Here is a 21353-nt window from a genome sequence, read left to right as displayed (position 1 = left end):
CCCAACTGAGCTGAACGACCACACGGTCGGTGAGGGGTACCTGATCATTCGATCCGGCGATTGCAGACCGCGTCGGACGATGCCGAATTACAGCGCCTGATCGGGTCGCACACCGTAGGTTCAGCGATTGTCGTTGACACACGAAAGGCCAGGACAATAAGGCCCTGGCCATAAGTTACACACCGTATGAGGTGCAGGGACTTGCAAAGCAGGCGCCCTGCCAACTGAGCCGAGACCCCGGGGGCCAGGGAAGGTCTACCGGGCGGAAGTGGCAGCGTGCTGCGCGCCGACCCCGCTGCCGGTGAGCAGACCCGGGAACTCCGCGATCGATTCGACGATGTGCGTGGCACCGCCCTCGATGAGACGGTCGCGGCTGTGGCCGGCGGACAGCATGCCGGCGACGATCGAGGCGCCCGCGCGCCTGCCGGAGAGCATGTCGTTCTCCGAGTCGCCGAGAACGGCCACCTCTCGGACGTCCTTGATGCCGGCTCGCAGAACGGCGGTGAGGACCATGTCCGGGAAGGGACGTCCCCGTCCGGCGCAGTCCTCGGGGCAGAGAGCGAAGTCGAGCTCACCGGCCCATCCGAGCGTGCCGAGGACACGTCCGAGCGTGGACCTGCTGAACCCCGTGATCAGGGCGATCTTGATGTCGGCCTCGCGGAGCTTTTCCAGCGCCTCGACGGCTTCCGGGAGCGGGAACAGCCCCGTCCTCTCGATGGCTCCCTCGTAGGAGCGCTCGAAGGTCAGGTTGGCCGCCTGCGCCTGGGCCTCGTTGCCGGGGAAGATGCCCCTGAAGACCTCGATCGTCGGGCATCCCCGGGACCTGTGCACGTGCACCATGGCGCGTGCGTACGCACTGGTCCCGGGGACGATGCCCTGAGTGGCGATCGCCTCAGCGAACGCCCGCTCCACCATGGCGATGTCGCCGATCGTGGTGCCGGCCAGATCAAGACAGGCCAGCCTCACGGGTGTCATGCCCGTTCCTTCCCCACGATCAAGGTCCATCCCCGGTGGTCAGTTCTCGCTGCCGGTGGCCTCAGTCCACAGGTCCAGCTCGGCGCGGTCCGCCTGCACCTTGCGCCAGACGAGCAGTCCCCCAAGAGCGACCAGCGCGAGAACGAGCAGCTTCTTCACGGTGTGACCCCACTTCTATGACGGTCTCACCTGCCGGGTGAGACAACGCCCGGTTCTACGGTTCCCTGCAGCCTAGCAAGGGATCGGCGTTCAGCCCTGCTCACGATAGAACCGGTTGGACCCAATCAAAGGACCGACCGGCCCGTATAGCAGGCCGCACGACTGGCGACGCGCGGTGTACTACCTCAGATTTCCCAGGTCACAGGCTCGCTAATCCCGGGAGGGCGAGCGGAACACCTGGACTTTCGGACAACCATCACCGACTCCGCTCTGAGCAAAAACGATTCTCAGGGGATGGCGGCCGAGAGGAGGACGGTCGTACCATCTGGTCCGGTCCGGATGGTGACGTCCGCGAGGCGGTGCATCAGCCAGATCCCGCGGCCACCGAAATCGAACCGGGCCATGCGCTTGCGATGCAGCGTCCTGTCCGGGATCCCGGGGCCGCTGTCGGTGACCTCACAGCGGAGCAGGCCGGGTTCTCGCCACATGGCGATCCCCCTGGGCGCGATGCCGTACCGGACCGCGTTGGTGACCGCCTCGTGGACGGCGAGAACGAAGTCCTCCAGCGCCATACCCACCAGACCGGCGTTGCGCGCCGACTCGGTGACCATGTGCCGGACCAGGGTGATCGCGCTGCGGTCGAACTCCAGGCTCAGCAGGGTGCCCGACACATCATCACCGCCTCTTGCGTCTGCCGCGCTCGTCTCCCTCGCTCCTCACTTCTACTTACCGCCGATGCGGGGCTGACACGTCTTCCGGCCAATTCGCGGAGGAAAGCACGCGGGAAGGCTCAGCCGCCGACGAGATCGTCGAACTCCCCCGCCTTGACCGCGCGGGCGAACAGGAGCAGGTCAGAGGCGGAGTAGATCAGCGCGGGCCCCTCGGGATGCCTCGAGTTCCGCATCGCCACGCTCCCGTCGGGGAGTGGTGCGAGCTCGACGCAGTTGCCGTTCGGGTTGCTGTGCCGGCTCTTGCGCCACGGAACGTCGCCCAGCTCGGCGGACGGCATCCCGTTGTATACCTCGGTCATCCATGCCTCACTCTCTCTTGATCATGGGCAAGAATATGACTCTTTACGTTTGCACGTGCATCCGTACATGCATACGTAAATTCCCGACCTATACCGAATGGGCAGGGCAGAGAGGTCTCGCCGTACGGTCAGCGTGAAGTGCGCGCGGATCACGACAAGAACGGCCGTCGGCAGCACTCCGATGCCGACGGCCAGGGGAGAACTCGGGAAGATCGTCATCGCCCGACCGATCATCGCGTGACGATCTGGACGGTGAAGCAGGCCAGCTAGAACACGACCTAGGTGAGGTCGCTCGTACGGAGGACGGTGGCGAAGCGCCCGTGATGGAGGCTCGCCGCGGTGGCCCGGGTGAGCTCCTCGGCGGTGACCACCTCGCCGTCCGGCCCGACGGCGTCGAAGGTGTGCATCGCGTCGATGGGATAGAGCACGTCGAAGCCGAGGTTTCCGCCCATCCGGGCGGTGGTCTCGTTGCACATGTTGGTCTGGATCCCGGCGATGACGATCTGGCCGACGCCGTGTCCGCGCAGCCAGCCGGCGAGGTCCGGAGTGCCGTAGAACGCCGAGTTGACCGTCTTGCTGACGAACAGGTCCGCCTCGGCGCCGCCCATCGCCTCGGCGACGACGTCCTTGAACTCGTTGCCCGGCGTTCCCGGCAGCAGGGGCGAACCCGGCTGCGCCGAGTCGTGCCGCACGAGCACGATCGGCCGCCCGGCGGCCCGCCAGGCGCGGATCAGCGCGCCGATGTTCTCCTCGGCGGCGGGGTTACCCCTGCGCCCCCAATACGGATGCTCGAAGCCCTTCTGCACGTCGATGACGATCAGGGCGGCGTTGTGGTCGATCTCTCGCATGCCCCAAGCCTGATCCCTGCCCCGCCGCGACCGTGAGTGGCAGGAATGTCATCCTGCGATAGTTTCCTGCCATGTTCACCGTGGCGACGCTTCTGTACGACGATGTCCGGGCCTTCGATTTCGGGGTGATCAGCGAGGTCTGGGGGATGGACCGCGTGAGCGGCGGCCTGCCCGGTTTCGAGCTGCGCCGGTGCTCGGCGGGCGCGCGGCCGGTCCGGATGTTCCCCGGTGCGACGGTGTCGGCCACCCACGACCTGGACGGGCTCGACGGCGCCGACCTGGTCGTGGTCCCCGGCCGGGACACCCCTTTCGCCCCGGTCGAGCCCGCGGTGCTCGACGCCCTGCGCGGGGCGCACGCGCGCGGAGTCCCGATCGGATCGCTCTGCGCGGGCGCGTTCGTCCTCGCCGCGGCCGGGCTGCTGGACGGGCGCAGAGCGGTGACGCACTGGGCGCTCGCCGACCGGCTCGCCGCCGGCCATCCGGAGGTACGCGTCGAACCGGACGTGCTGTTCACCGAGGACCGGGGCATCTGGACCGGCGCGGGCACCGTGGGCGGTGTGGACCTCTGTCTCGAGCTCGTACGGCGGTCGCACGGCGCGGGGGTGGCCAACGCCATCGCCCGCCGCATGGTCACCGCGGCACACCGGACCGGAGGGCAGGCGCAGTTCATCGAGCGCCCGATCCCACCGGTCACCACGACGAGGTCGGCGCTCGCCGAGACCATGGACTGGGCGAGGAGCCACCTCGACCGGCCGCTGACCGTCGCGGAGCTGGCCAGGCGGGCCCGGTCGGCGCCGCGCACGTTCGCCCGGCACTTCACCGAGGCGACCGGGACGACCCCGGCACGCTGGCTCGTCGCGCAGCGGATCGCCGAGGCGCAACGCCTACTGGAGACCGAAGACCTGTCCGTGGAGCAGATCGCCGCCAGGTGCGGCTTCGGGACCACCACGATGCTGCGCCGCCACTTCCTCCGCGCGGTCGGGACCACTCCCACGGTGTACCGGCGAACCTTCGCACGGGTATGACCTGACCGACCCGGGGTAATTGCGGGCTCATGGCTCGCATAGCGTCGGAATCCCTGATCGAACGGCTGGCCGCCTGGGGCGTTGACACGGTGTTCGGCCTGCCCGGTGACGGCATCAACGGGATCATGGAAGGACTGAGACGCCACCAGGACAAGGTGCGGTTCCTCCTCGTCCACCACGAGGAGGCAGCGGCCTTCATGGCCACCGGCCACGCGAAGGCCACCGGCCGGATCGGCGTCTGTCTGGCGACCTCTGGCCCCGGAGGCGTCCACCTGCTCAACGGCCTGTACGACGCGAAGCTCGACCACGTGCCCGTGCTGGCCATCACCGGGATGCAGGAGACCTCCGTACTCGGCACCGGCTATCAGCAGGAGGTGCACCTGGAGCGCCTGTACGAGGACGTCACGGTCTACAACGAGATGATCTACAACCCGGTGCAGCTCCCCGCGCTGGTGGACATCGCGATCAGGACGGCATACGCGCGGCGCGGGGTGGCCCACCTCACCGTGCCGAACGACATCCAGGTCGCGCCCGCGGACGCGGATCCCTGGGAGCATGTGGCGCCGGCCCGGCCGCCAGAGACCGCGCCCGTCTATCTCAAACCGCCGGCCCGGCCGCGCGAGGCCGATCTGGAGCAGGCCGCGGCCGTGCTGAACTCCGCCGAACGGCCCGCGATGCTGGTCGGCGCGGGCGCGCTGCACGCGCGCGAGGAGGTCATCGCCACCGCGGAACGGCTCGGGGCGCCGGTGATCAAGACGCTCCCGGGCAAGGCGGTGATCCCGGACGACTCGCCGTACACGACGGGCGGGATCGGGCTGCTCGGCACGCGGCCGAGCGAGGAACTGGTCGACGACGTGGACGTGCTGTTCATGGTCGGTACGAACTTCCCCTACACCAAGCACCTGCCGCCGCCGGGAAAGGTCAAGGTGGTGCAGCTCGAGGTGGACCCGTCGCGGGCGGGCGTCCGCATTCCCACCGACGTGCCGGTCATCGGTGACGCGAAGGAGGGGCTCCGGGCACTGTTGCCGCTGCTCACCCCGCACGATCACGTTCATCTCCAGAAATATCAGGAGAAGATGAGGTCCTGGCGGTCAAACATGGAGGCGCTGGAGAACCCGAAGCGGGACCCGATCGCCCCGCAGTACCTCATGTCGGTCATCGACGACCTCGCGACCGACGACGCCATCCTCACCTGCGACAGCGGCACCATCGCCACCTGGGCGGCCCGGCACTGGACGATCAGGGGGAACCGGGGCTTCTACCTGTCCGGCAACCTCGCCACGATGGCACCCGGCCTGCCGTACGCGGTGGCGATGCAGCACGCGTTCCCGGGACGGCAGGTGATCGCCTTCGTCGGGGACGGCGGGTTCGCCATGCTGATGGCCGAGTTCCTCACCGCCGCGCAGCACAACCTGCCGATCAAGGTCGTGATCAACGACAACAACTCGCTCGGCCAGATCCTCTGGGAGCAGATGGTGCTCGGCTATCCCGAGCACGGCGTGCGTTTCAACGAGCCGTGGCCCGACTTCTCGGTGTGGGCCCGCGCCTGCCACGGCTTCGGGGCGAAGGTCACCCGCGCCGCCGACCTCACCGCGGCGGTCAGCGAGGCGCTGGCGCACGACGGGCCCGCGCTCGTGGACGTGAACGTCGACCCGAACGAGCCGCCCATGCCGGGCAAGGTGACGTACCAGCAGGCCAAGAAGTTCACCGAGGCGTTCCTGCGCGGCCAGCCGCACAAGGCGTCGATCGCCACCACCCTGTTCAAGGACCGCATCCAGCAGATGGGCGACTAGATCATGGCTTCCCGCAACCTTCTGCTCGAACGCGAGCTGCGCCGCCGCGTGGACGGCGAGGTCAGGTTCGACGACGGCAGCCGCGCGATCTACTCCACGGACGCGAGCAACTACCGCCAGGTGCCGACCGGCGTCGTCGTCCCGCGTACGGTCGACGCCGCCGTGGAGGCGGTGGCGGTGTGCCGTGAACAGGACATTCCCGTACTGTCCCGCGGCGGGGGCACGAGCCTCGCCGGGCAGTGCTGCAACGCCGCCGTCGTGATCGACTGGTCCAAGTACTGCCGCCGCGTCGTCCAGATCGACCCGGAGAGCAGGACGGCGATCGTGGAGCCGGGCATCGTGCTGGACGTGCTCAACGCGCGGACCCACGAGTACGGACTCATGGTCGGGCCGAAGCCCGCGACGCACGACCACTGCACGATCGGCGGGATGCTGGGCAACAACTCCTGCGGTTCGACCGCCCAGGCGTACGGCAAGATGTCCGACAACGTGCTCGGCCTCGACGTGCTGACGTACGGTGGCGCCCGGTTCTGGGCCGGTCCCGGGGGCGGGGACGGCCTGCCGTACGAGATGAAGGCGCGGCTGCGCGATCTGGGGGAGCGATACGGCGAGGAGATCCGGCGGCGGTTCCCCGACATCCCGCGCCGGGTCTCCGGCTACAACCTGGACGCGCTCCTGCCCGAGAACGGGTTCGACCTGGCGAACGCCCTGGTCGGCTCCGAGTCGACCCTGGTCACGATCCTGCGCGCGCGGTTGCGGCTGGTGGAGGAGCCCAAGGCCCGCGCGCTCGTCGTCTTCGGCTATCCCTCGATCTTCGAGGCGGCCGACGCCGTGCCGACCATCCTGCCGCACCGCCCGCTCGCGCTCGAAGGGGTGGACGACAAGCTGATCAGCTTCGAGAAGCGCAAGCACCTCAACGCCGAGGCGCTGCGGCTGCTGCCCGAGGGCGCGGGCTGGCTGATCGTGCAGTTCGGCGGGGACACCGAGGAGGAGGCGCACGGCAAGGCGCAGGCGCTCGCGGACGAGCTCGGGCACGCGGTGCGGTACTTCGACGACCCGGCGCACGAGGACGAGCTCTGGCAGGTGCGCGAGGCCGGGCTGGGCGCCACGGCCTGGGTGCCGCTGGAGCACGACACCTGGCCCGGCTGGGAGGACTCCGCGGTCGCCCCGGAGAGCCTCGGCTCCTACCTGCGCGACCTGCACCGGCTCCAGGAGGAGTACGGCTACGCCGAGGCGTCGGCGCTCTACGGCCACTTCGGGCACGGATGCCTGCACACGCGGATCTCCTTCGACCTGGTCACCGCGGATGGGATCAGGAAATATCGGGAGTTCATGGAACGGGCGGCCGACCTCGTCGTCTCCTACAACGGGTCGCTGTCGGGGGAACACGGCGACGGCCAGGCCCGTGGCGAGCTGTGGCCGACGATGTTCGGACCCGACCTGATGCCGGCCTTCGCCGAGTTCAAGGCCGTCTTCGACCCGCGCGAGCGGATGAACCCCGGCAAGCTGATCCGCCTCTCGGGTGCGCCGCCGTACCGGCTGGACGAGAACCTGCGCCTGGGCGCGGACTACGCCCCGGCCGACCCGGAGACGCACTTCGCCTACCCCCAGGATCGCGGCTCCTTCGCCCGCGCGGCGCTGCGGTGCGTGGGCGTCGGCAAGTGCCGCCACGAGGCGGGCGGGGTCATGTGCCCGAGCTACCGGGCCACCCGCGAGGAGAAGCACTCCACCCGGGGCCGGGCGCGGCTGCTGTTCGAGATGCTCGACGGCGGTCTGATCACCGACGGATGGCGGTCCGACGCGGTCGCGGACGCCCTCGACCTGTGCCTCGCGTGCAAGGGCTGCAAGAGCGACTGCCCGGTCAACGTGGACATGGCGACCTACAAGGCCGAGTTCCTGTCCCACCACTACGCCGGCCGGCTGCGCCCGCGCGCCCATTACTCGATGGGGTGGCTGCCCGCGTGGGCGCGGCTCGCCGCTCTCGCCCCCGGCCTGGTCAACCTCGCCGCCCGGACACCGTCCCTCGACGCCCTGATCAAGCGGCTCGGCGGCATCGCGCCGGAGCGGGCGCTCCCGGCCTTCGCCCCCGCCCGGTTCAGCCGCGCGTTCCGCCGCCACGTGCCGCTCGGCGACGGTCACAGGGGTGAGGTGCTGCTGTGGCCGGACACCTTTACCGACAACTTCCATCCCGGTGTCGCCGTCGCCGCGGTCCGGGTCCTCGAACGGGCCGGATTCTCCGTACGGCTGCCGCGGGCGGCAGCGTGCTGCGGCCTGACCTGGATCTCCACCGGGCAGCTCGGCGTCGCCCGCAGGGTGATCGAGCGGACGTCGCGGGTGCTGCGCGAGGAGATCAGGGCAGGCATCCCGGTGGTGGGGCTGGAACCCTCGTGCACCGCCGTGTTCCGGTCGGACGCGCCCGACCTGATGCCCCACGACCTGGACGTATGGCGGCTGCGCGACCAGACGCGCACTCTCGCCGAGCTGCTGGACGAGCACGGCGTCGAGCCGCCTCCGCTGGACCGCGAGATCGTCGCCCAGCCCCACTGCCACCAGCACGCGATCATGCGGTTCGACGCCGACCGGAGGCTGCTGGAGGCGGCCGGGGCACGGCTGACCGTGCTCGACGCCGGATGTTGCGGCCTGGCCGGGAACTTCGGCTTCGAGGACAACCACTTCGCCGTCTCGATGGCCTGCGCGGAGGACGCCCTGCTGCCCGCGCTCCGCGCCGCCCCGGAGGACGCGCTCGTCCTCGCCGACGGGTTCAGCTGCCGGACCCAGATCGAGCAGGCGGGCATCGGGCGGCGGCCGGTCCATCTGGCCGAGGCCCTGGACGAGGCGTGGCGTGCCGCCGTGTCCGGCGCGCTCCCGCGCCAGGCGCGGCGGGCCCCCGCGCCCGTCGATCGGACCACCGGAACGCGATGACGCCGATCCGCGGCCTCACCGCCACCGCCTACACCGTGCCGACGGACCGGCCGGAGGCCGACGGGACGCTGGCCTGGGACCGTACGACACTGGTACTGGTCCGGGCCACCGGCGGCGGGCAGACCGGCCTCGGCTGGACGTACGGCTCCGCCGCCTGCGCGGCGATCGTCCGCGACGACCTCGCGCCCGTGGTGCGCGGGCGCAGCGCGCTCGACGTTCCCGCGGCGTTCGAGGCGATGGCGCGCCAGGTGCGCAACATCGGCCGGGCGGGCGCGGCCGGGTACGCCATGTCGGCGATCGAGACGGCGCTGTGGGACCTGAAGGCGCGGCTGCTCGGCGTGCCGCTCTGCGCGCTGTTCGGCCAGGCGTCGGACGGGGTGCGCGTCTACGGCAGCGGCGGCTTCACCACCTATCCACACGCGCTGCTGGCCGAGCAGCTCGGCGGGTGGGTACACGACCGGGGGATCCCGCGCGTGAAGATCAAGATCGGGGAGAGCCGGGGCACGCGGGAGGAACGGGACCTGCACCGGGTACGGCAGGCCCGCGACGCCATCGGCTCGTACGCCGAGCTGTACGTGGACGCCAACGGCGCCTACACGGCCAAGCAGGCGATCCGGATGGCCCATGCCATGGACGAGTGGGATGTCCGCTGGTTCGAGGAGCCCGTCTCCTCCGACGACATCCGGGGGATGCGCCGGGTCCGTGACGCCGTGCGGGCCGATGTCGCGGCGGGGGAGTACGGGTGCGACCTGTACTACTTCCGGCGGCTGGTCCGGGTGGTCGACTGCCTGCAGATCGACGTCACCCGCTGCGGCGGCATCCTGGAGTGGCGAAGGGCCGCCGCCGTCGCCGCGGCGCGCGGCCTGGAGGTGTCCGGCCACTGCGCCCCGCAGCTGCACCTGCACGCCGCGCTGGCCACGCCGAACGTGCGCCATCTGGAGTGGTTCCACGACCACGTCAGGATCGAGTCGATGTTCTTCGACGGCTTCCGCGAGCCGGTCGAGGGTGTGCTGCGACCCGATCTGTCCCGTCCCGGCCTCGGTCTCGATCTGCGTGAGGCGGACGTGGAGAAATTCCGTACGTACGGCGGCGTGGGCGACTGAGCCGCTCCGGGTGGAACCGTGGATCACCCTGTGACGCGGCCTCCGGCCCGGGTTCTGACCAGCGCGGTGAGAGCCCCGGCGACCAGCCCGGCGCCGAGGGCCGCGACGGTCACTGCTTCGCGGTGCCGCGACAGCCACGCCTCCGCGCTGGTCGCGCGGGCGCGGGAGTCGAAGCGGCCGTGCGCGCCGAAGTCGTGCCCGTCCTTGCCGTCCGCGGCCTCCCACAGGTTGACCGGGCCGCCCGGATCGTACGGCTCGTCGGTCTGCTGGGAGGAGAAGCCGGTCCTGCCCAGATAGCGGTCGATCAGCGCGGGGGCGACCTTGTTGGCCAGCAGCGTGACGGCGGTCGAGGCGCCCACCCAGAACTCCTTGCGCCGGGGATGTCCGGCGGCGAAGACCACGGTCCTGGCCGCCACCTCCGGCTGGTAGATGGGCGGCACCGGCTGCGGCCGGTGCGGCAGCCTGGAGAGCACCCAGTCGAACTGCGGCGTGTTCATGGCGGGCAGCTGCACCATCGTCACGTGTACGGCGCTGCGCCGATGCAGCAACTCGCACCGCAGCGACTCGGTGAATCCCTTGATCGCGTGCTTCGCGCCGCAGTAGCCCGACTGCAACGGGATGGCCCGGTAGGCGAGGGCCGAGCCGACCTGCACGATCGTGCCGTGGTTCCGCGGCAACATCCGGTCCAGGGCCGCCCGGGTGCCGAAGACGTAACCGAGGTAGGTCACCTCGGTCACCCGGCGGAACTCGTCGGGCGATATCTGGTTGAAGGGCGCGAAAACCCCGACGAACGCGACATTCACCCACACGTCGATGGGACCGAGCTCCTCCTCCACCCGGCGCGCGGCGTCCTCCACCTCACGGTGGTCGGCCACGTCGACGGGGATCACCATGGCCCGGCCGCCGGCCGCCTCGACCTCCTCGGCGGCGGCGGCGAGACCCGCCTCTCCGCGCGCGAGCAGCGCCACCGAGTCGCCGCGCGCGCCGAACGCGCGGGCCGTCGCGCGGCCCACACCGGCGCTCGCCCCCGTGACCACGACCACCCGAGACCTTCTGCGCGCCATGTCCCTCACCTCCTGGTCCGGCCGCTACCCGGGGAAGGCGGCCCCATACGGGCGAGATGGATAATGCAAGGACAGCGCGACGGGGGGCGTGATGCCCGATTCATTCAGCTCTGCCGCACGAGACTCTGCCGCACCCGAGTGGAACGATCCCGCAGAAAAACGGATGTTCGAGCGCCTCGCGGAGCTACCGCCAGGCCACTCACGCCGGGAGACCCTCCGCCAGGAGCTCGCCCGCCGCCATCAGGGACTCGTCGAGGCGCTCGCTCGGCGGTTCACCTACCGCGGAGAGCCGGTGGAGGACCTGGTCCAGTCGGGGAACGTCGGCCTGGTCAAGGCCATCGACAGGTTCGACCTGAGCCGGGGGAACGTCTTCACCGCGTACGCCGTACCGATGATCCTGGGGGAGATCCGCCGGCACTTCCGGGACGCGGGCTGGGCGGTCCACGTGCCCAGGCGGGCGCAGAACCTGAAGATCCTCGTGCACGAGGCGGTGGACTCCCTGACCCAGCGGCTCGGCCGCCGCCCCACGTCCGCCGAGCTGGCCGCCGCTCTCGGCGTGAGCGTCGAGGAGGCCGACGAGGGCATGGCGGCCGACAGCGTGTACAGCTGCCTGTCCCTCGACCTAATGATCAGCGAGGACGCCGAACGGCCGGATACCTCCCATATCGCCACGGAAGACGGCGAACTGGATCTGATCGTGGACCGGGAGTCGTTGCGGCCGCTGCTCGCGGACCTGCCCGACCGGGAGCGCACCGTCCTGCTGATGCGCTTCTACGGAAACCACACCCAGTCGGAGATCGCCTGCGAGCTGGGTGTGTCCCAGGTGCACGTGTCCCGGCTGGAGTCGCGGGCCTGCTCCCGGCTGCGCGAACGGCTCGGCCCCGGCTGACCGAACGGCACGGCCCACGCCCGCGTGCCACCGGATCTCGTCCGGATGAGACCGAATCGGGGCCCGGCGTTCGCCGCCGGACCCCGATCGGCATCCCTTTTCCGCAGGAGCGGTCTTAGATGATCGAGCCGGACCAGACGTTCGCGGCCTTCTTGTAGACGCCGTACGTCTCACCGTCGAAGTACGGGGACATGCTGGTGTCGATGCGCTTGTTGCCGTCACGGTCCGCGACGGCGATGGTCACGCCGTTCAGGTAGCCGAGGCGGCGGCTGTTCTTGTAGTTGAGCAGCCACGCGGAGCCCAGCGAGCCCTCGCCGGTGAAGGACGACTTGACGCCGAGGAGCTCCTCGCCCTTGATGGCCGGGGCCTTGGCGGCGAAGGTCTTGCCGTACGACCACTTGAGCGTCTGACCCGTGTAGGCGTGGTTGCCGTCCGGGTGGGAGCCGCTCGGGTAGCCGAAGACGTAGACGTTCTTGCCGACCTTCTGGTTGTAGGCCAGGCCCTGGCCGCCCACGTTGTCACCCAGGCGACCGGCGTCGGAGACGCTACGGACGTAGTAGTGGTCCTTGTAGTACTTCTCCTGGCTGGAGGTCTTGATCCACTTCTTGACGAAGTACTGCTTCTTGTACGCCTCGGCGAAGCGCTTGCCGCGCGTCACCTTGAGGTCGCCCAGGAAGTTCTTGTCCTTCTTGAGCTTGTGGTACTCGATCCAGGAGATGCGGGTCCACTGGTCGCTGCTGTTACCGCACCAGGAGGGGCACTTCTCGCCGTTCTTCATGGCGTCGGAGCCGTTGGGGGCGGCCTTGTAGTCGGCGGCCTTGACCTCGACGGCGGTCAGCTTGATGCCGTCGATGCCCTTGGTGTAGTACTCCTCGTGCTTGGCGTGACCGTCGGCCGGCGGGTCGACCTGCACGCTCTCGGGGTCGAGGACCTTCTTCCAGTACGGCCCGCCCTCGGTGTACTTCGCGGCGAACTCGGAGGCGCTGACCTCCTCGGAGATGGTCTGCTTGTCACCGGTGTAGGCGTCGTAGGTCTTCTTGTCGACTTCCTTGTCGCCCGCGAGCTTGATGCCGTTGTAGACGGTGACGAACGCGTAGTCGCGGTCGCCGTCCTCGTAGACGTCGAAGTCGTAGTGCGTGAAGGCCTGCTTGCCGACGTAGATGCCCCACGGGGTCTTGCCCTGGTAGTAGCCGGGCACGAAGACCCACTTGTCCAGGGTGGCCTTGTTGCTCACGGTGTCGTACACGCAGTGCCCGGCCGTGGCGACCAGGTTGCGGTAGTTCGACTGCACGGAGGTGGCGGTGCACCAGTGCGCCTTGCCGTCAGCACCGAGGAAGAACACCTTGCCGGTGGTCTTCGGGAGGTTGACGTTCTTGGACGTCGAGGACGACTTCTTCTCGTCCCCGATGGCGGGGACCGTACCGGCCTTGCTGCTCGCGGACGGTCCGCCGGTGGAGATGTGCTTGGCCGAGACCGTGGTCTCGACGTTGTACGGCGTGGCCTGCTTCAGCATCTGCGCCGACCAGAAGAAGGCGACCTGCTGTGCGGCCTGTGAGGTGCCGGCCAGCGTCTCCTTGACGCTGTAGCTGCCTGCCTGGGCCGGGGTGGCCACCAGGCCGGCGGCCAGGAGGCCGGTGAGGGTTCCGCCGATGGCGAGGGTGCGCTTCAAGGGAAAAGCTCCTTGCGCTGTCGTGGGACGTCATCTGCGTCCCATCCGTCAGTTAAGGACAGGTCAAGAACCTACAAGCCACACCAACTGTCCGTAAGGCCGTTTGAGGGCATCGTTTTCCCAGGTCGGACGAGTGACCGTTTCGTTACCTAAAAGACGATCAGATCGAGATAACGGCGTTTACGCAGGTCAAACGCGATATCTGGCCACGCGGCCTGACCAGTCCGAATCGCCCAAGTCAAGGGGAAATATGTGACGTGAATCACATCAAGAAGATGGCACGGATTTGGGATTGGAACCGTCTAAGTTTGCTCGCACCGTCGATCCAGACCCCCGCAACCCCCTCCGGACCCAGTCCTCCAAGGGGTTGGCCTCCCCGCCCCAGGGTGCCGGAGGGGCACTAGCTAGGCGCCGGCCTCCGCCGGGGCTCCGTCCGGAGCCGCGGCGACCGGCTCCTCCACCGTCTCCTCGACCGGAGCGCGCAGGCCGCGTACGCCCGGGGACAGGAGCGCGAGCAGGGAGACTCCGGCGACGATCACCGCGCAGGCGAGCAGCGCGGGGCGCGGCCCGATCGCGATGGCGACCGGCCCGGCCACCAGCAGGCCGATCGGGCCGAACATCAGCGAGCCGAGCGCGTCATAGGAACTGACCCGCGACAGGGCCTCCGGCGGGACCTCCCGCTGCATGGTGGTGTTCCACAGCACGCCGAAGACGTCGAAGCAGATCCCCATCACGACCGCCGCCGCCACCACCGCCCACAGCGGAGCCGACGACCCGAGCAGCAGGTACGGCAGGGCCGTCGGCAGGGTGAGCAGGGTCGCGACCAGGATGGGGCGACGCGGCCGCAGCCGCAGGGTCACCAGGATGCCGGCGATCATGCCGACGGCCTCGCCCGCGAGTACGGCCGACCAGGCGGGGGCACCGCCCAGGCTCTCCTTGGCCACCAGCGGGCCGAGGACGCCGTGCGCCGCCTGCACCGCCATCACGAGGATGGAGAACTGCGCGACCACCACCCACAGCCACTGCCGGGAGGCGAACTCGCGCCACCCCTCGCGCAGGTCGGCGAGCACCGAGTGCCGCTCGGCCGCCGCGCGCTCCGCCGGGGTGAGGCGCAGCGCCGTCACCATCGTGGCCGCCACGGCGAACATGGCGCCGCTGACCGCGAGCGACCAGCCGGCGCCGAGCAGGACCACCGCGCCCCCGCTCAGGACGAGGCCCGCGACACGGGAGATGTTGGTACCGAGCCCCAGCAGGGCGTTCGCCGTCTGCAACCGCTCGGTGGGGACGACGTCGGGAACGATCCCGGTCAGCGCGGGAAAGAAGATCGCGGTCGCGACGCCGCTGACGGCCGCCGCGGTCGCCAGGGCGGGAACCGGGGCCCAGCCGGTGAGCATCATCGCGGCGAGCGACAGGTACGCCGCCGCGTTGAGCCCCTCACCCGCCATCATCACGCGATGCCTGGGCAACCGGTCCGCGATGACGCCGCCGACGAGCATGAACGCGACCATCGGCAGCGCCTCGGCGGTGAGGACCACGGACAGCGTCGTGGCGGTCGACCCCGGGAGCGCGAGCACGCCGAAAGCGAGGGCGACGGGCGCGAACCCGCTGCCGAGCACCGAGATGGTCCGGACGGCGAGGAGCAGGGCGAAGCGCCGATCCCGGAGCATACCGAGATCGCGACGGACACTGTGCACCTGCGACTCCTCGCTGGAAGACCCCCGAAACGGATCCATAGTGCCGTTCACGGCATGGAGCTGTCGCTTCATTTAACGCGGCCGGGACGTCGGCGTTCACGGGTCCGGAGGCCCAGAAGGACACGGGACGAACGGCGGAGAAGGCACAGGACGAACGGCCGAGAAGGACACCGGGACCAACGGCGGAGACCGCACGGGGCGAACAGCGGACGAACCCGCGCGGACGGTTCCATATCGCAGCGCTATGGATTTTTGGAGGGTACCCGGCCCTCCCGCTCTCGGTGTCAGCTTTACGCAGCCCGCCCGCGGGCTCCCCCTCACCCCCCTGAAGAGGAGTCACGAGAGTGAATCCCAAGGTCAGGCCCGGTGTCGTCGCCGTGCTCGCGACGGCGATGGCCGCCGCCACGCTGGCGACCGCCCCCGGTGCCTCAGCCGCACGAACATCGTCCCTCCCAGCCGGATCCAGTCCGATCGGATCCGCGCTGGGCGCCTCCGCCCCCGACCCCACGCCCGCTTTCAGCCCGCCGAGTTCCGAGGAGCGCAGGAGCGCGATCAGCAGCGCGGGAGGCGCGCTCGCCGGTGACGCGGCGGCGCTCCACACGTCCGCCGACGACACGTTCGAGCTCGCCCGGACCGTCGCCGGAGGTCACGGCCTGCAGTACCTGACCTACCGGCGCACGCACCAGGGCCTGCCGGTGTACGGCGGCGACGTCGTGGTCGCCACCGACAGGTCGGGCCAGGTCGTCCACTCGGTGACGACCGGCCAGCGGGCCACCCTGAAGATCGACCCGCGGACCACGGTGACCGCGGACGCCGCGGCCACCAAGGCCCGCGCCGAGCTGGCCCGGGTCGACACCGTGGGCGAGCCGACGCTGCTCGTGCACGCGGCGGGCGAGCGGCCCAGGCTGGCCTGGGAGGTCGTGGTCACCGGCCGCGGCGAGAAGGCTCCCAGCGTCCTGCACGTGTACGTCGACGCCACTGACGGCTCGGTCTTCGACTCCTGGGACGAGGTCCGGGAGGGCACCGGCAGCAGCAACTACCACGGCCAGGTGACGATCGCCACCTCCGGATCCGCCGGCTCGTACTCGATGACCGACACGACCCGGCCGGGGCTCCGGTGCGGCGGCCAGACCGGCACGGCCTACACCAAGTCCACCGACAGCTGGGGCAACGGGTCCGGCACCAACCTGGAGACCGCCTGCGTCGACGCGCTGTACGCCGCACAGCAGGAATGGAACATGCTGCGCGACTGGCTCGGCCGCAGCGGCTTCAACGGGTCCGGGGGCGCGTTCCCCGCCCGGGTCGGGCTCAACGACGTCAACGCCTACTGGAACGGGTCGTACACCAACTTCGGCCACAACTCGGCGAACAGCAAGCAGGCGACCTCGATCGACGTGGTGGCCCACGAGTACGGCCACGCGATCTTCCAGTACTCCGGCAGCATGCAGCAGAGCAGCGCCAACGAGGAAGGCGGGCTGAACGAGTCCACCGGCGACATCTTCGGCGCGCTGACCGAGCACTACGTCAACGAGCCGGCCACCTATGACGAGCCGGACTACCTGGTCGGCGAGGATCTCAACCTCACCGGGTCGGGCCCGATCCGCAACATGTACAACCCGAGCGCGCTGGGCGACCCGAACTGCTACAGCTCCTCGATCCCGAGCACCGAGGTGCACAAGGCGGCGGGCCCGCAGAACCACTGGTTCTACCTGCTCGCCGAGGGCAGCAACCCGGGCGATGGCAAGCCGACCAGCCCGACCTGCAACAACACGGCGATCACCGGCATCGGCATCCAGAAGGCCGGCAAGATCTTCCTGGGCGGCCTGGGCACCAAGACGGTGCCGTGGACGCACGCGAAGGCGCGGGTCGCCACGCTGAACGCCGCGAAGTCGCTCTTCCCCGGCAGCTGCGCCGAGTTCGACGCGACCAAGGCCGCCTGGAACGCGGTGAGCGTCCCGGCGCAGTCCGGTGAGCCGACCTGCACCTCCTCGGGCGGCCAGTTCTCGATCTCGGTCAGCCCGGCCTCCGGGAGCGTCCAGCCCGGCCAGTCGACGACCACCACGGTCACCAGCGCGGTGGTCAGCGGTAGCGCCCCGTCGCTCACGCTGCGCACCCGTACCCCGCTGCCGACCGGCGTGACCGCGACCTTCGCCCCGTCGACGATCACGGCGGGCCAGTCGTCGACGCTGACGCTCAGCACGGCGTCGAGCACCGCGGCCGGCGTCTACCCGGTGACGGTGATCGCCACCGGCGGGTCGGTGGAGAAGGAGGCGACGTTCTCCCTCACGGTCGGCTCGCCGCCGTCCGGCACGCCGGACATCGCGGTCAACAACGTCACCGCGCACCTGAACCAGCTCCAATCGATCGCGACCGCCAACGGCGGCAGCCGTGCCTCCGCGACGGCCGGCTACACCGCCTCGCTGAACTACGTGAAGGGCAAGCTGGACGCGGTGGGTTACACCACACGGATCCAGAACTTCACCTACAACGGGGCGACCCACGCGAACCTGATCGCCGACTGGACCGGCGGGCCCAGCAGCCCGACCGTGATGCTGGGAGGCCACCTCGACAGCGTCGCCGCCGGGCCCGGCGTCAACGACAACGGCTCCGGCTCGGCCGCGCTGCTGGAGGTCGCGCTCACCCTGGCCTCCCGTAACCCCACGCTCACCAAGCACGTACGGTTCGCCTGGTGGGGCGCCGAGGAGCAGGGCATGCGCGGCTCGACGTACTACGTCCAGAACGGCGGCGCCGCCGGGGTCGAGTCGTACCTGAACTTCGACATGGTCGGCTCGCCGAACGCCGGATACTTCGTCTACCAGGACGACGCCGCCCTGCAGAAGGTGTTCACCGACTACTTCACCTCGATCAACGTGCAGACGGAGCCGGAGACCGGTGCCGACGGCCGCAGCGACCACGCGCCCTTCAAGAACGCGGGCGTTCGGGTCGGTGGCCTGTTCACCGGCGCGGAGGGCGTCAAGTCCGCCGCCCAGGCACAGAAATGGGGCGGCACGGCGGGCCAGGCGTACGACTCGTGCTACCACTCGTCCTGCGACCGGTATCCGGCCAACGTCAGCACGACCGCGCTCGACCGGAACAGCGACGCCATCGCCGCCGCGCTGTGGAAGCTCGCCGTGGGGGACACGCCTCCTCCGGTGAACGACTTCTCGCTCTCGGTGAACCCGTCGTCGGCCTCGGCGCGGCCCGGCCAGTCGGTCACCGCGACCGTCAGCACACAGGTCACCAGCGGCAGCGCGCAGAGCGTCGCGCTGTCGTCCAACGCGCCCTCGGGGATCACCGTCTCGTTCAGCCCGGCCACCGTCACGGCGGGCCAGTCCTCGGCGGTGACGATCGCCACCTCGGCGAGCACCACGGCGGGCACGTACACCATCAACCTCAACGGGACCGGCACGTCGGCCAACCACTCGGCGACGTTCACCCTGACCGTCGGCGGAGGTGAGGGCGACACCTGGGCGCCCTACACCACGTACGCGGCGGGCGACGTCGTGAGTTACGGCGGGGTCCAGTACCGATGCCTGCAGGGACACACGGCGCTGCCTGGCTGGGAGCCGCCGATCGTCCCCGCTCTCTGGCAGCGGATCTGATCCTGCCGTGATCAGGTGGGCGGCAGCGGGGAGCCGCCCACCACTTCACTCTCCGAATCCGAAATGTCACGCTCCAAATGAAATACGTCTTAATTTCATGACATAGCTTGATTGCACGGACAAGGACAAGCGCCGTACTTTCCGGCTATGGATCTCGAGCTGCGTCACCTCAAGATCGTGACCGCGGTCGCGGAGGCGGGAAGCATCACCAAGGCCGCCACACTGCTCGGCCTGGCCCAGCCCGCGCTGACCGCGCAGCTCAAGCGGATCGAGCGCACGCTCGGCGGCGCCCTGTTCGAGCGCGACCGCTACGGCGCCCGCCCCACGCCCCTCGGAGAGCTGGTGCTGAGCCGGGCCCGCGTGGTGCTGCCCGCGGTACGGGAGCTCCAGGAAGAGGCGGTGCGGTTCGCCAACACCTACGACGGCATCACCTCCTTCCGCATGGGCGCCACCAACGGGCCGATCCTCGGCGGGCTGGTCGCGCGGCTGACCACCAACTGCCCCGAGACGCCGGTGAGCACCTACACCTCGTGGTCAGCGCGGGAGCTCACGAACATGCTGGTCACGGGGCGGCTGGACTTCGCACTCGTCGGCACCTGCGGCGAGAGCCCGCCGCCCGCGGGCGACCCGGTGCTGTGGAGCACCGTGGGCACCGTGCCGGTGTTCGTCCTGCTCAGCGAGGACCATCCGCTCGCCGGCGCCGAGGAGGTCGAGCTGGCGGAGCTCGCCGACGAGAGCTGGGCGGTCACCCCCGGAGACGGCTGCTTCGGCGACTGCTTCGCCGCCGCCTGCGCCCGGGCCGGCTTCACTCCGGCCACGATGTACGAGACCGATCTGGCCACCTGCGTCCACCTCGCCCAGCTCGGCCGCGCCGCCGTACTGTGCCAGGCGACCTTCCAGCTCGTGCCCGGGATCGTCATGGTCCCGCTCGCCGGGGCGCCGCTGCACTGGCGGCAGCGGATCGGCTGGCACGCCGACGCCCCCGTCGCCCGAGCGGCCGCCATGATGATCGACCACGCCATGGCGGCGCACGCCGACGCCGTACAACGCAGCCCCCGATGCGCCGAATGGCTCGCCGCGAATCCGCAGTTCCACGACATTCCATAACACCTGGACAGGGGAAAAGCGGTAGATACACGGCCGATGTGATGGCCGTTACCTTGAGGGCGTTCCCCACCCCCCAAGGAGAAACGGCATGCTCCGCAGACCCTCCGTCATCGCGGGATGCGTCCTGACCCTCGCCGCCCTGGCGTTCCCCGCCACCGCGGCGCTCGCGCAACCCGGCTCCCCCTCCCTCGAACCCTCCGCCGCGCAGTCCGCCCCGCAGCCGCCCCCCGGCGTGGCCGAGGCGATGCAGCGCGACCTCGGACTCAGCGCGGAACAGGCCAGAACCCGTCTGGCCAACGAGCAGCAGGCCGGCCGTACCGAGGCGGCGCTGCGCGCGGGCCTCGCCGACCACTTCGCCGGCTCCTGGCTGAACGGCCCCACCGCCACGCTCGTGGTCGCCACCACCGACGCCGCCGCGGTGCCCTCCATCGTCGCCGCGGGCGCCGAGGCCACGGTCGTCGAGCACACCCTGGCCTCGCTGACCGCCGCCAAGGAGGCCCTCGACCGGGCCGCCGCCAAGGCGCCCGGCACGACACCCGTCTGGTATGTGGACGTACGGAGCAACAGCGTCGTCGTGCTGTCCTCCCAGCCGGCCGGGGCCGAGGCGTTCGTCGCCGCCAGCGGCGCGGACCGCGCCCTGGTCCGGATCGAGAAGTCGGCCGAGCGGCCCCGCCCCTTCTACGACCTGCGCGGCGGCGACGCCTACTACATCGGCAGCGGCACCCGCTGCTCGATCGGCTTCCCGGTGACCCGCGGCACCACGAACGGGTTCGTCACCGCCGGTCACTGCGCCGTGGCGAGCTCCACCAGCGGCTCCAACCGGGTCGCCCAGGGCACCTTCCAGGGCTCGTCCTTCCCGGGCAACGACTACGCGTGGGTAGCGGCCAACAGCAACTGGACCTCCCGCCCGTGGGTGTACAGCAACGGGAGCAACCTGCCCGTACGCGGCTCCACCGTGGCGATCGAGGGCGCCTCCGTCTGCCGATCCGGATCGACCACCGGCTGGCACTGCGGCACCGTCCAGCAGCGCAACAGCAGCGTCACGTACCAGGAGGGCACCGTCTACGAGGTGACCCGCACCAACGTCTGCGCCGAGCCCGGCGACTCCGGCGGCTCCTTCATCTCGGGCGACCAGGCCCAGGGCGTCACCTCCGGCGGAACCGGCAACTGCGGCAGCGGCGGCATCACCTACTTCCAGCCGGTCGGCGAGATCCTCTCGGCCTACGGGCTCACCCTGACGGTCGAGGGCGGCGGCGGCAACCCCAGCCCCAGCCCGAGCCCCACCGGAGGCTCCACCTCCTGGCAGGCCGGCACGGCGTACGCGGCGGGCGCCCAGGTGACCTACGCCGGCGTCTCCTACCGGTGCCTCCAGGGACACACGGCGCAGACGGGCTGGGAGCCGCCGAACGTTCCCGCCCTCTGGCAGCGGCTCGGCTGACCCCGCGCAAGCGGCGCGCACCGGCCGTCGCGGCC

At 70.1% G+C, this 21353-nt stretch carries 16 protein-coding genes; 8 read left to right on the top strand and 8 right to left on the bottom strand.

Annotation, left to right across the window (positions count from 1 at the left end; translation table 11 throughout):
• Positions 1–255: 255 nt before the first annotated feature.
• The 5 genes from AB0I59_RS23670 to AB0I59_RS23650 form a co-directional block, all read right to left on the bottom strand.
• Positions 256–975, bottom strand: coding sequence for an HAD family hydrolase (locus tag AB0I59_RS23670; protein ID WP_358136048.1), 720 nt, complete (start codon positions 973–975; stop codon positions 256–258).
• Between the two features lie 39 nt (positions 976–1014).
• Entirely contained in the window at positions 1015–1134 is a 120-nt protein-coding gene (locus AB0I59_RS23665; protein WP_211264163.1) for a DLW-39 family protein, read from the bottom strand.
• Between the two features lie 287 nt (positions 1135–1421).
• Positions 1422–1805 carry an ATP-binding protein gene (locus AB0I59_RS23660; RefSeq protein WP_061256015.1) on the bottom strand — a complete coding sequence of 128 codons (384 nt, stop codon included), beginning with the start codon at positions 1803–1805 and terminating at the stop codon, positions 1422–1424.
• 119 nt (positions 1806–1924) lie between these two features.
• A complete protein-coding gene (locus AB0I59_RS23655; protein ID WP_061256017.1) occupies positions 1925–2164 on the bottom strand; it encodes a DUF397 domain-containing protein in 240 nt (79 codons plus the stop codon).
• Between the two features lie 278 nt (positions 2165–2442).
• Positions 2443–3012 (bottom strand): cysteine hydrolase family protein, encoded by a 570-nt coding sequence (locus AB0I59_RS23650; protein ID WP_061256019.1) that lies wholly within the window; start codon positions 3010–3012, stop codon positions 2443–2445.
• Between the two features lie 71 nt (positions 3013–3083).
• On the opposite strand from AB0I59_RS23650, the gene AB0I59_RS23645 reads away from it, so the two are divergent.
• The 4 genes from AB0I59_RS23645 to AB0I59_RS23630 are packed head-to-tail and all read left to right on the top strand — an operon-like array spanning position 3084 to position 9855.
• Positions 3084–4037 (top strand): GlxA family transcriptional regulator, encoded by a 954-nt coding sequence (locus tag AB0I59_RS23645; RefSeq protein WP_358136044.1) that lies wholly within the window; start codon positions 3084–3086, stop codon positions 4035–4037.
• A 29-nt stretch (positions 4038–4066) separates the two neighbouring features.
• Entirely contained in the window at positions 4067–5830 is a 1764-nt protein-coding gene (locus AB0I59_RS23640; protein ID WP_061256023.1) for a thiamine pyrophosphate-dependent enzyme, read from the top strand.
• Between the two features lie 3 nt (positions 5831–5833).
• A complete protein-coding gene (locus tag AB0I59_RS23635; RefSeq protein WP_061256025.1) occupies positions 5834–8752 on the top strand; it encodes an FAD-binding and (Fe-S)-binding domain-containing protein in 2919 nt (972 codons plus the stop codon).
• Complete coding sequence (locus AB0I59_RS23630; protein WP_061256290.1) at positions 8749–9855, top strand: enolase C-terminal domain-like protein; 1107 nt, start codon at positions 8749–8751, stop codon at positions 9853–9855. Before AB0I59_RS23635 ends, AB0I59_RS23630 begins: the two co-directional genes overlap by 4 nt.
• A gap of 23 nt (positions 9856–9878) precedes the next feature.
• On the opposite strand, the gene AB0I59_RS23625 is transcribed toward AB0I59_RS23630, so the two are convergent.
• Positions 9879–10919 carry an SDR family oxidoreductase gene (locus tag AB0I59_RS23625; RefSeq protein WP_358136039.1) on the bottom strand — a complete coding sequence of 347 codons (1041 nt, stop codon included), beginning with the start codon at positions 10917–10919 and terminating at the stop codon, positions 9879–9881.
• 163 nt (positions 10920–11082) lie between these two features.
• On the opposite strand from AB0I59_RS23625, the gene AB0I59_RS23620 reads away from it, so the two are divergent.
• A complete protein-coding gene (locus AB0I59_RS23620) occupies positions 11083–11808 on the top strand; it encodes a SigB/SigF/SigG family RNA polymerase sigma factor (RefSeq protein ID WP_061256028.1) in 726 nt (241 codons plus the stop codon).
• Positions 11809–11923: 115 nt separating this feature from the next.
• On the opposite strand, the gene AB0I59_RS23615 is transcribed toward AB0I59_RS23620, so the two are convergent.
• Both AB0I59_RS23615 and AB0I59_RS23610 read right to left on the bottom strand, forming a co-directional pair.
• Positions 11924–13477, bottom strand: coding sequence for a trypsin-like serine peptidase (locus AB0I59_RS23615; protein ID WP_063818772.1), 1554 nt, complete (start codon positions 13475–13477; stop codon positions 11924–11926).
• A gap of 404 nt (positions 13478–13881) precedes the next feature.
• On the bottom strand, positions 13882–15171 hold the full coding sequence (locus AB0I59_RS23610; protein WP_358136034.1) for an MFS transporter: 1290 nt from the start codon (positions 15169–15171) through the stop codon (positions 13882–13884).
• Positions 15172–15515: 344 nt separating this feature from the next.
• Between AB0I59_RS23610 and AB0I59_RS23605 the strand changes: the two genes are divergently transcribed.
• The 3 genes from AB0I59_RS23605 to AB0I59_RS23595 all read left to right on the top strand — a co-directional run bounded on the left by AB0I59_RS23605 (position 15516) and on the right by AB0I59_RS23595 (position 21318).
• Positions 15516–18773: a M28 family peptidase gene (locus AB0I59_RS23605; protein WP_358136032.1), complete on the top strand. Its 3258-nt coding sequence runs from the start codon at positions 15516–15518 to the stop codon at positions 18771–18773.
• Between the two features lie 147 nt (positions 18774–18920).
• Positions 18921–19880, top strand: coding sequence for a LysR family transcriptional regulator (locus AB0I59_RS23600; RefSeq protein WP_358136029.1), 960 nt, complete (start codon positions 18921–18923; stop codon positions 19878–19880).
• An 88-nt stretch (positions 19881–19968) separates the two neighbouring features.
• Entirely contained in the window at positions 19969–21318 is a 1350-nt protein-coding gene (locus AB0I59_RS23595; RefSeq protein WP_358136026.1) for an alpha-lytic protease prodomain-containing protein, read from the top strand.
• The last annotated feature ends 35 nt before the right edge of the window (positions 21319–21353 follow it).

The sequence above is a fragment of the Microtetraspora glauca genome, assembly GCF_040656155.1.
Classification (GTDB): domain Bacteria; phylum Actinomycetota; class Actinomycetes; order Streptosporangiales; family Streptosporangiaceae; genus Microtetraspora; species Microtetraspora glauca.
The sequence above is the reverse complement of the archived record's forward strand: the minus strand, read 5'-3'. Positions and strand labels throughout refer to the sequence as shown.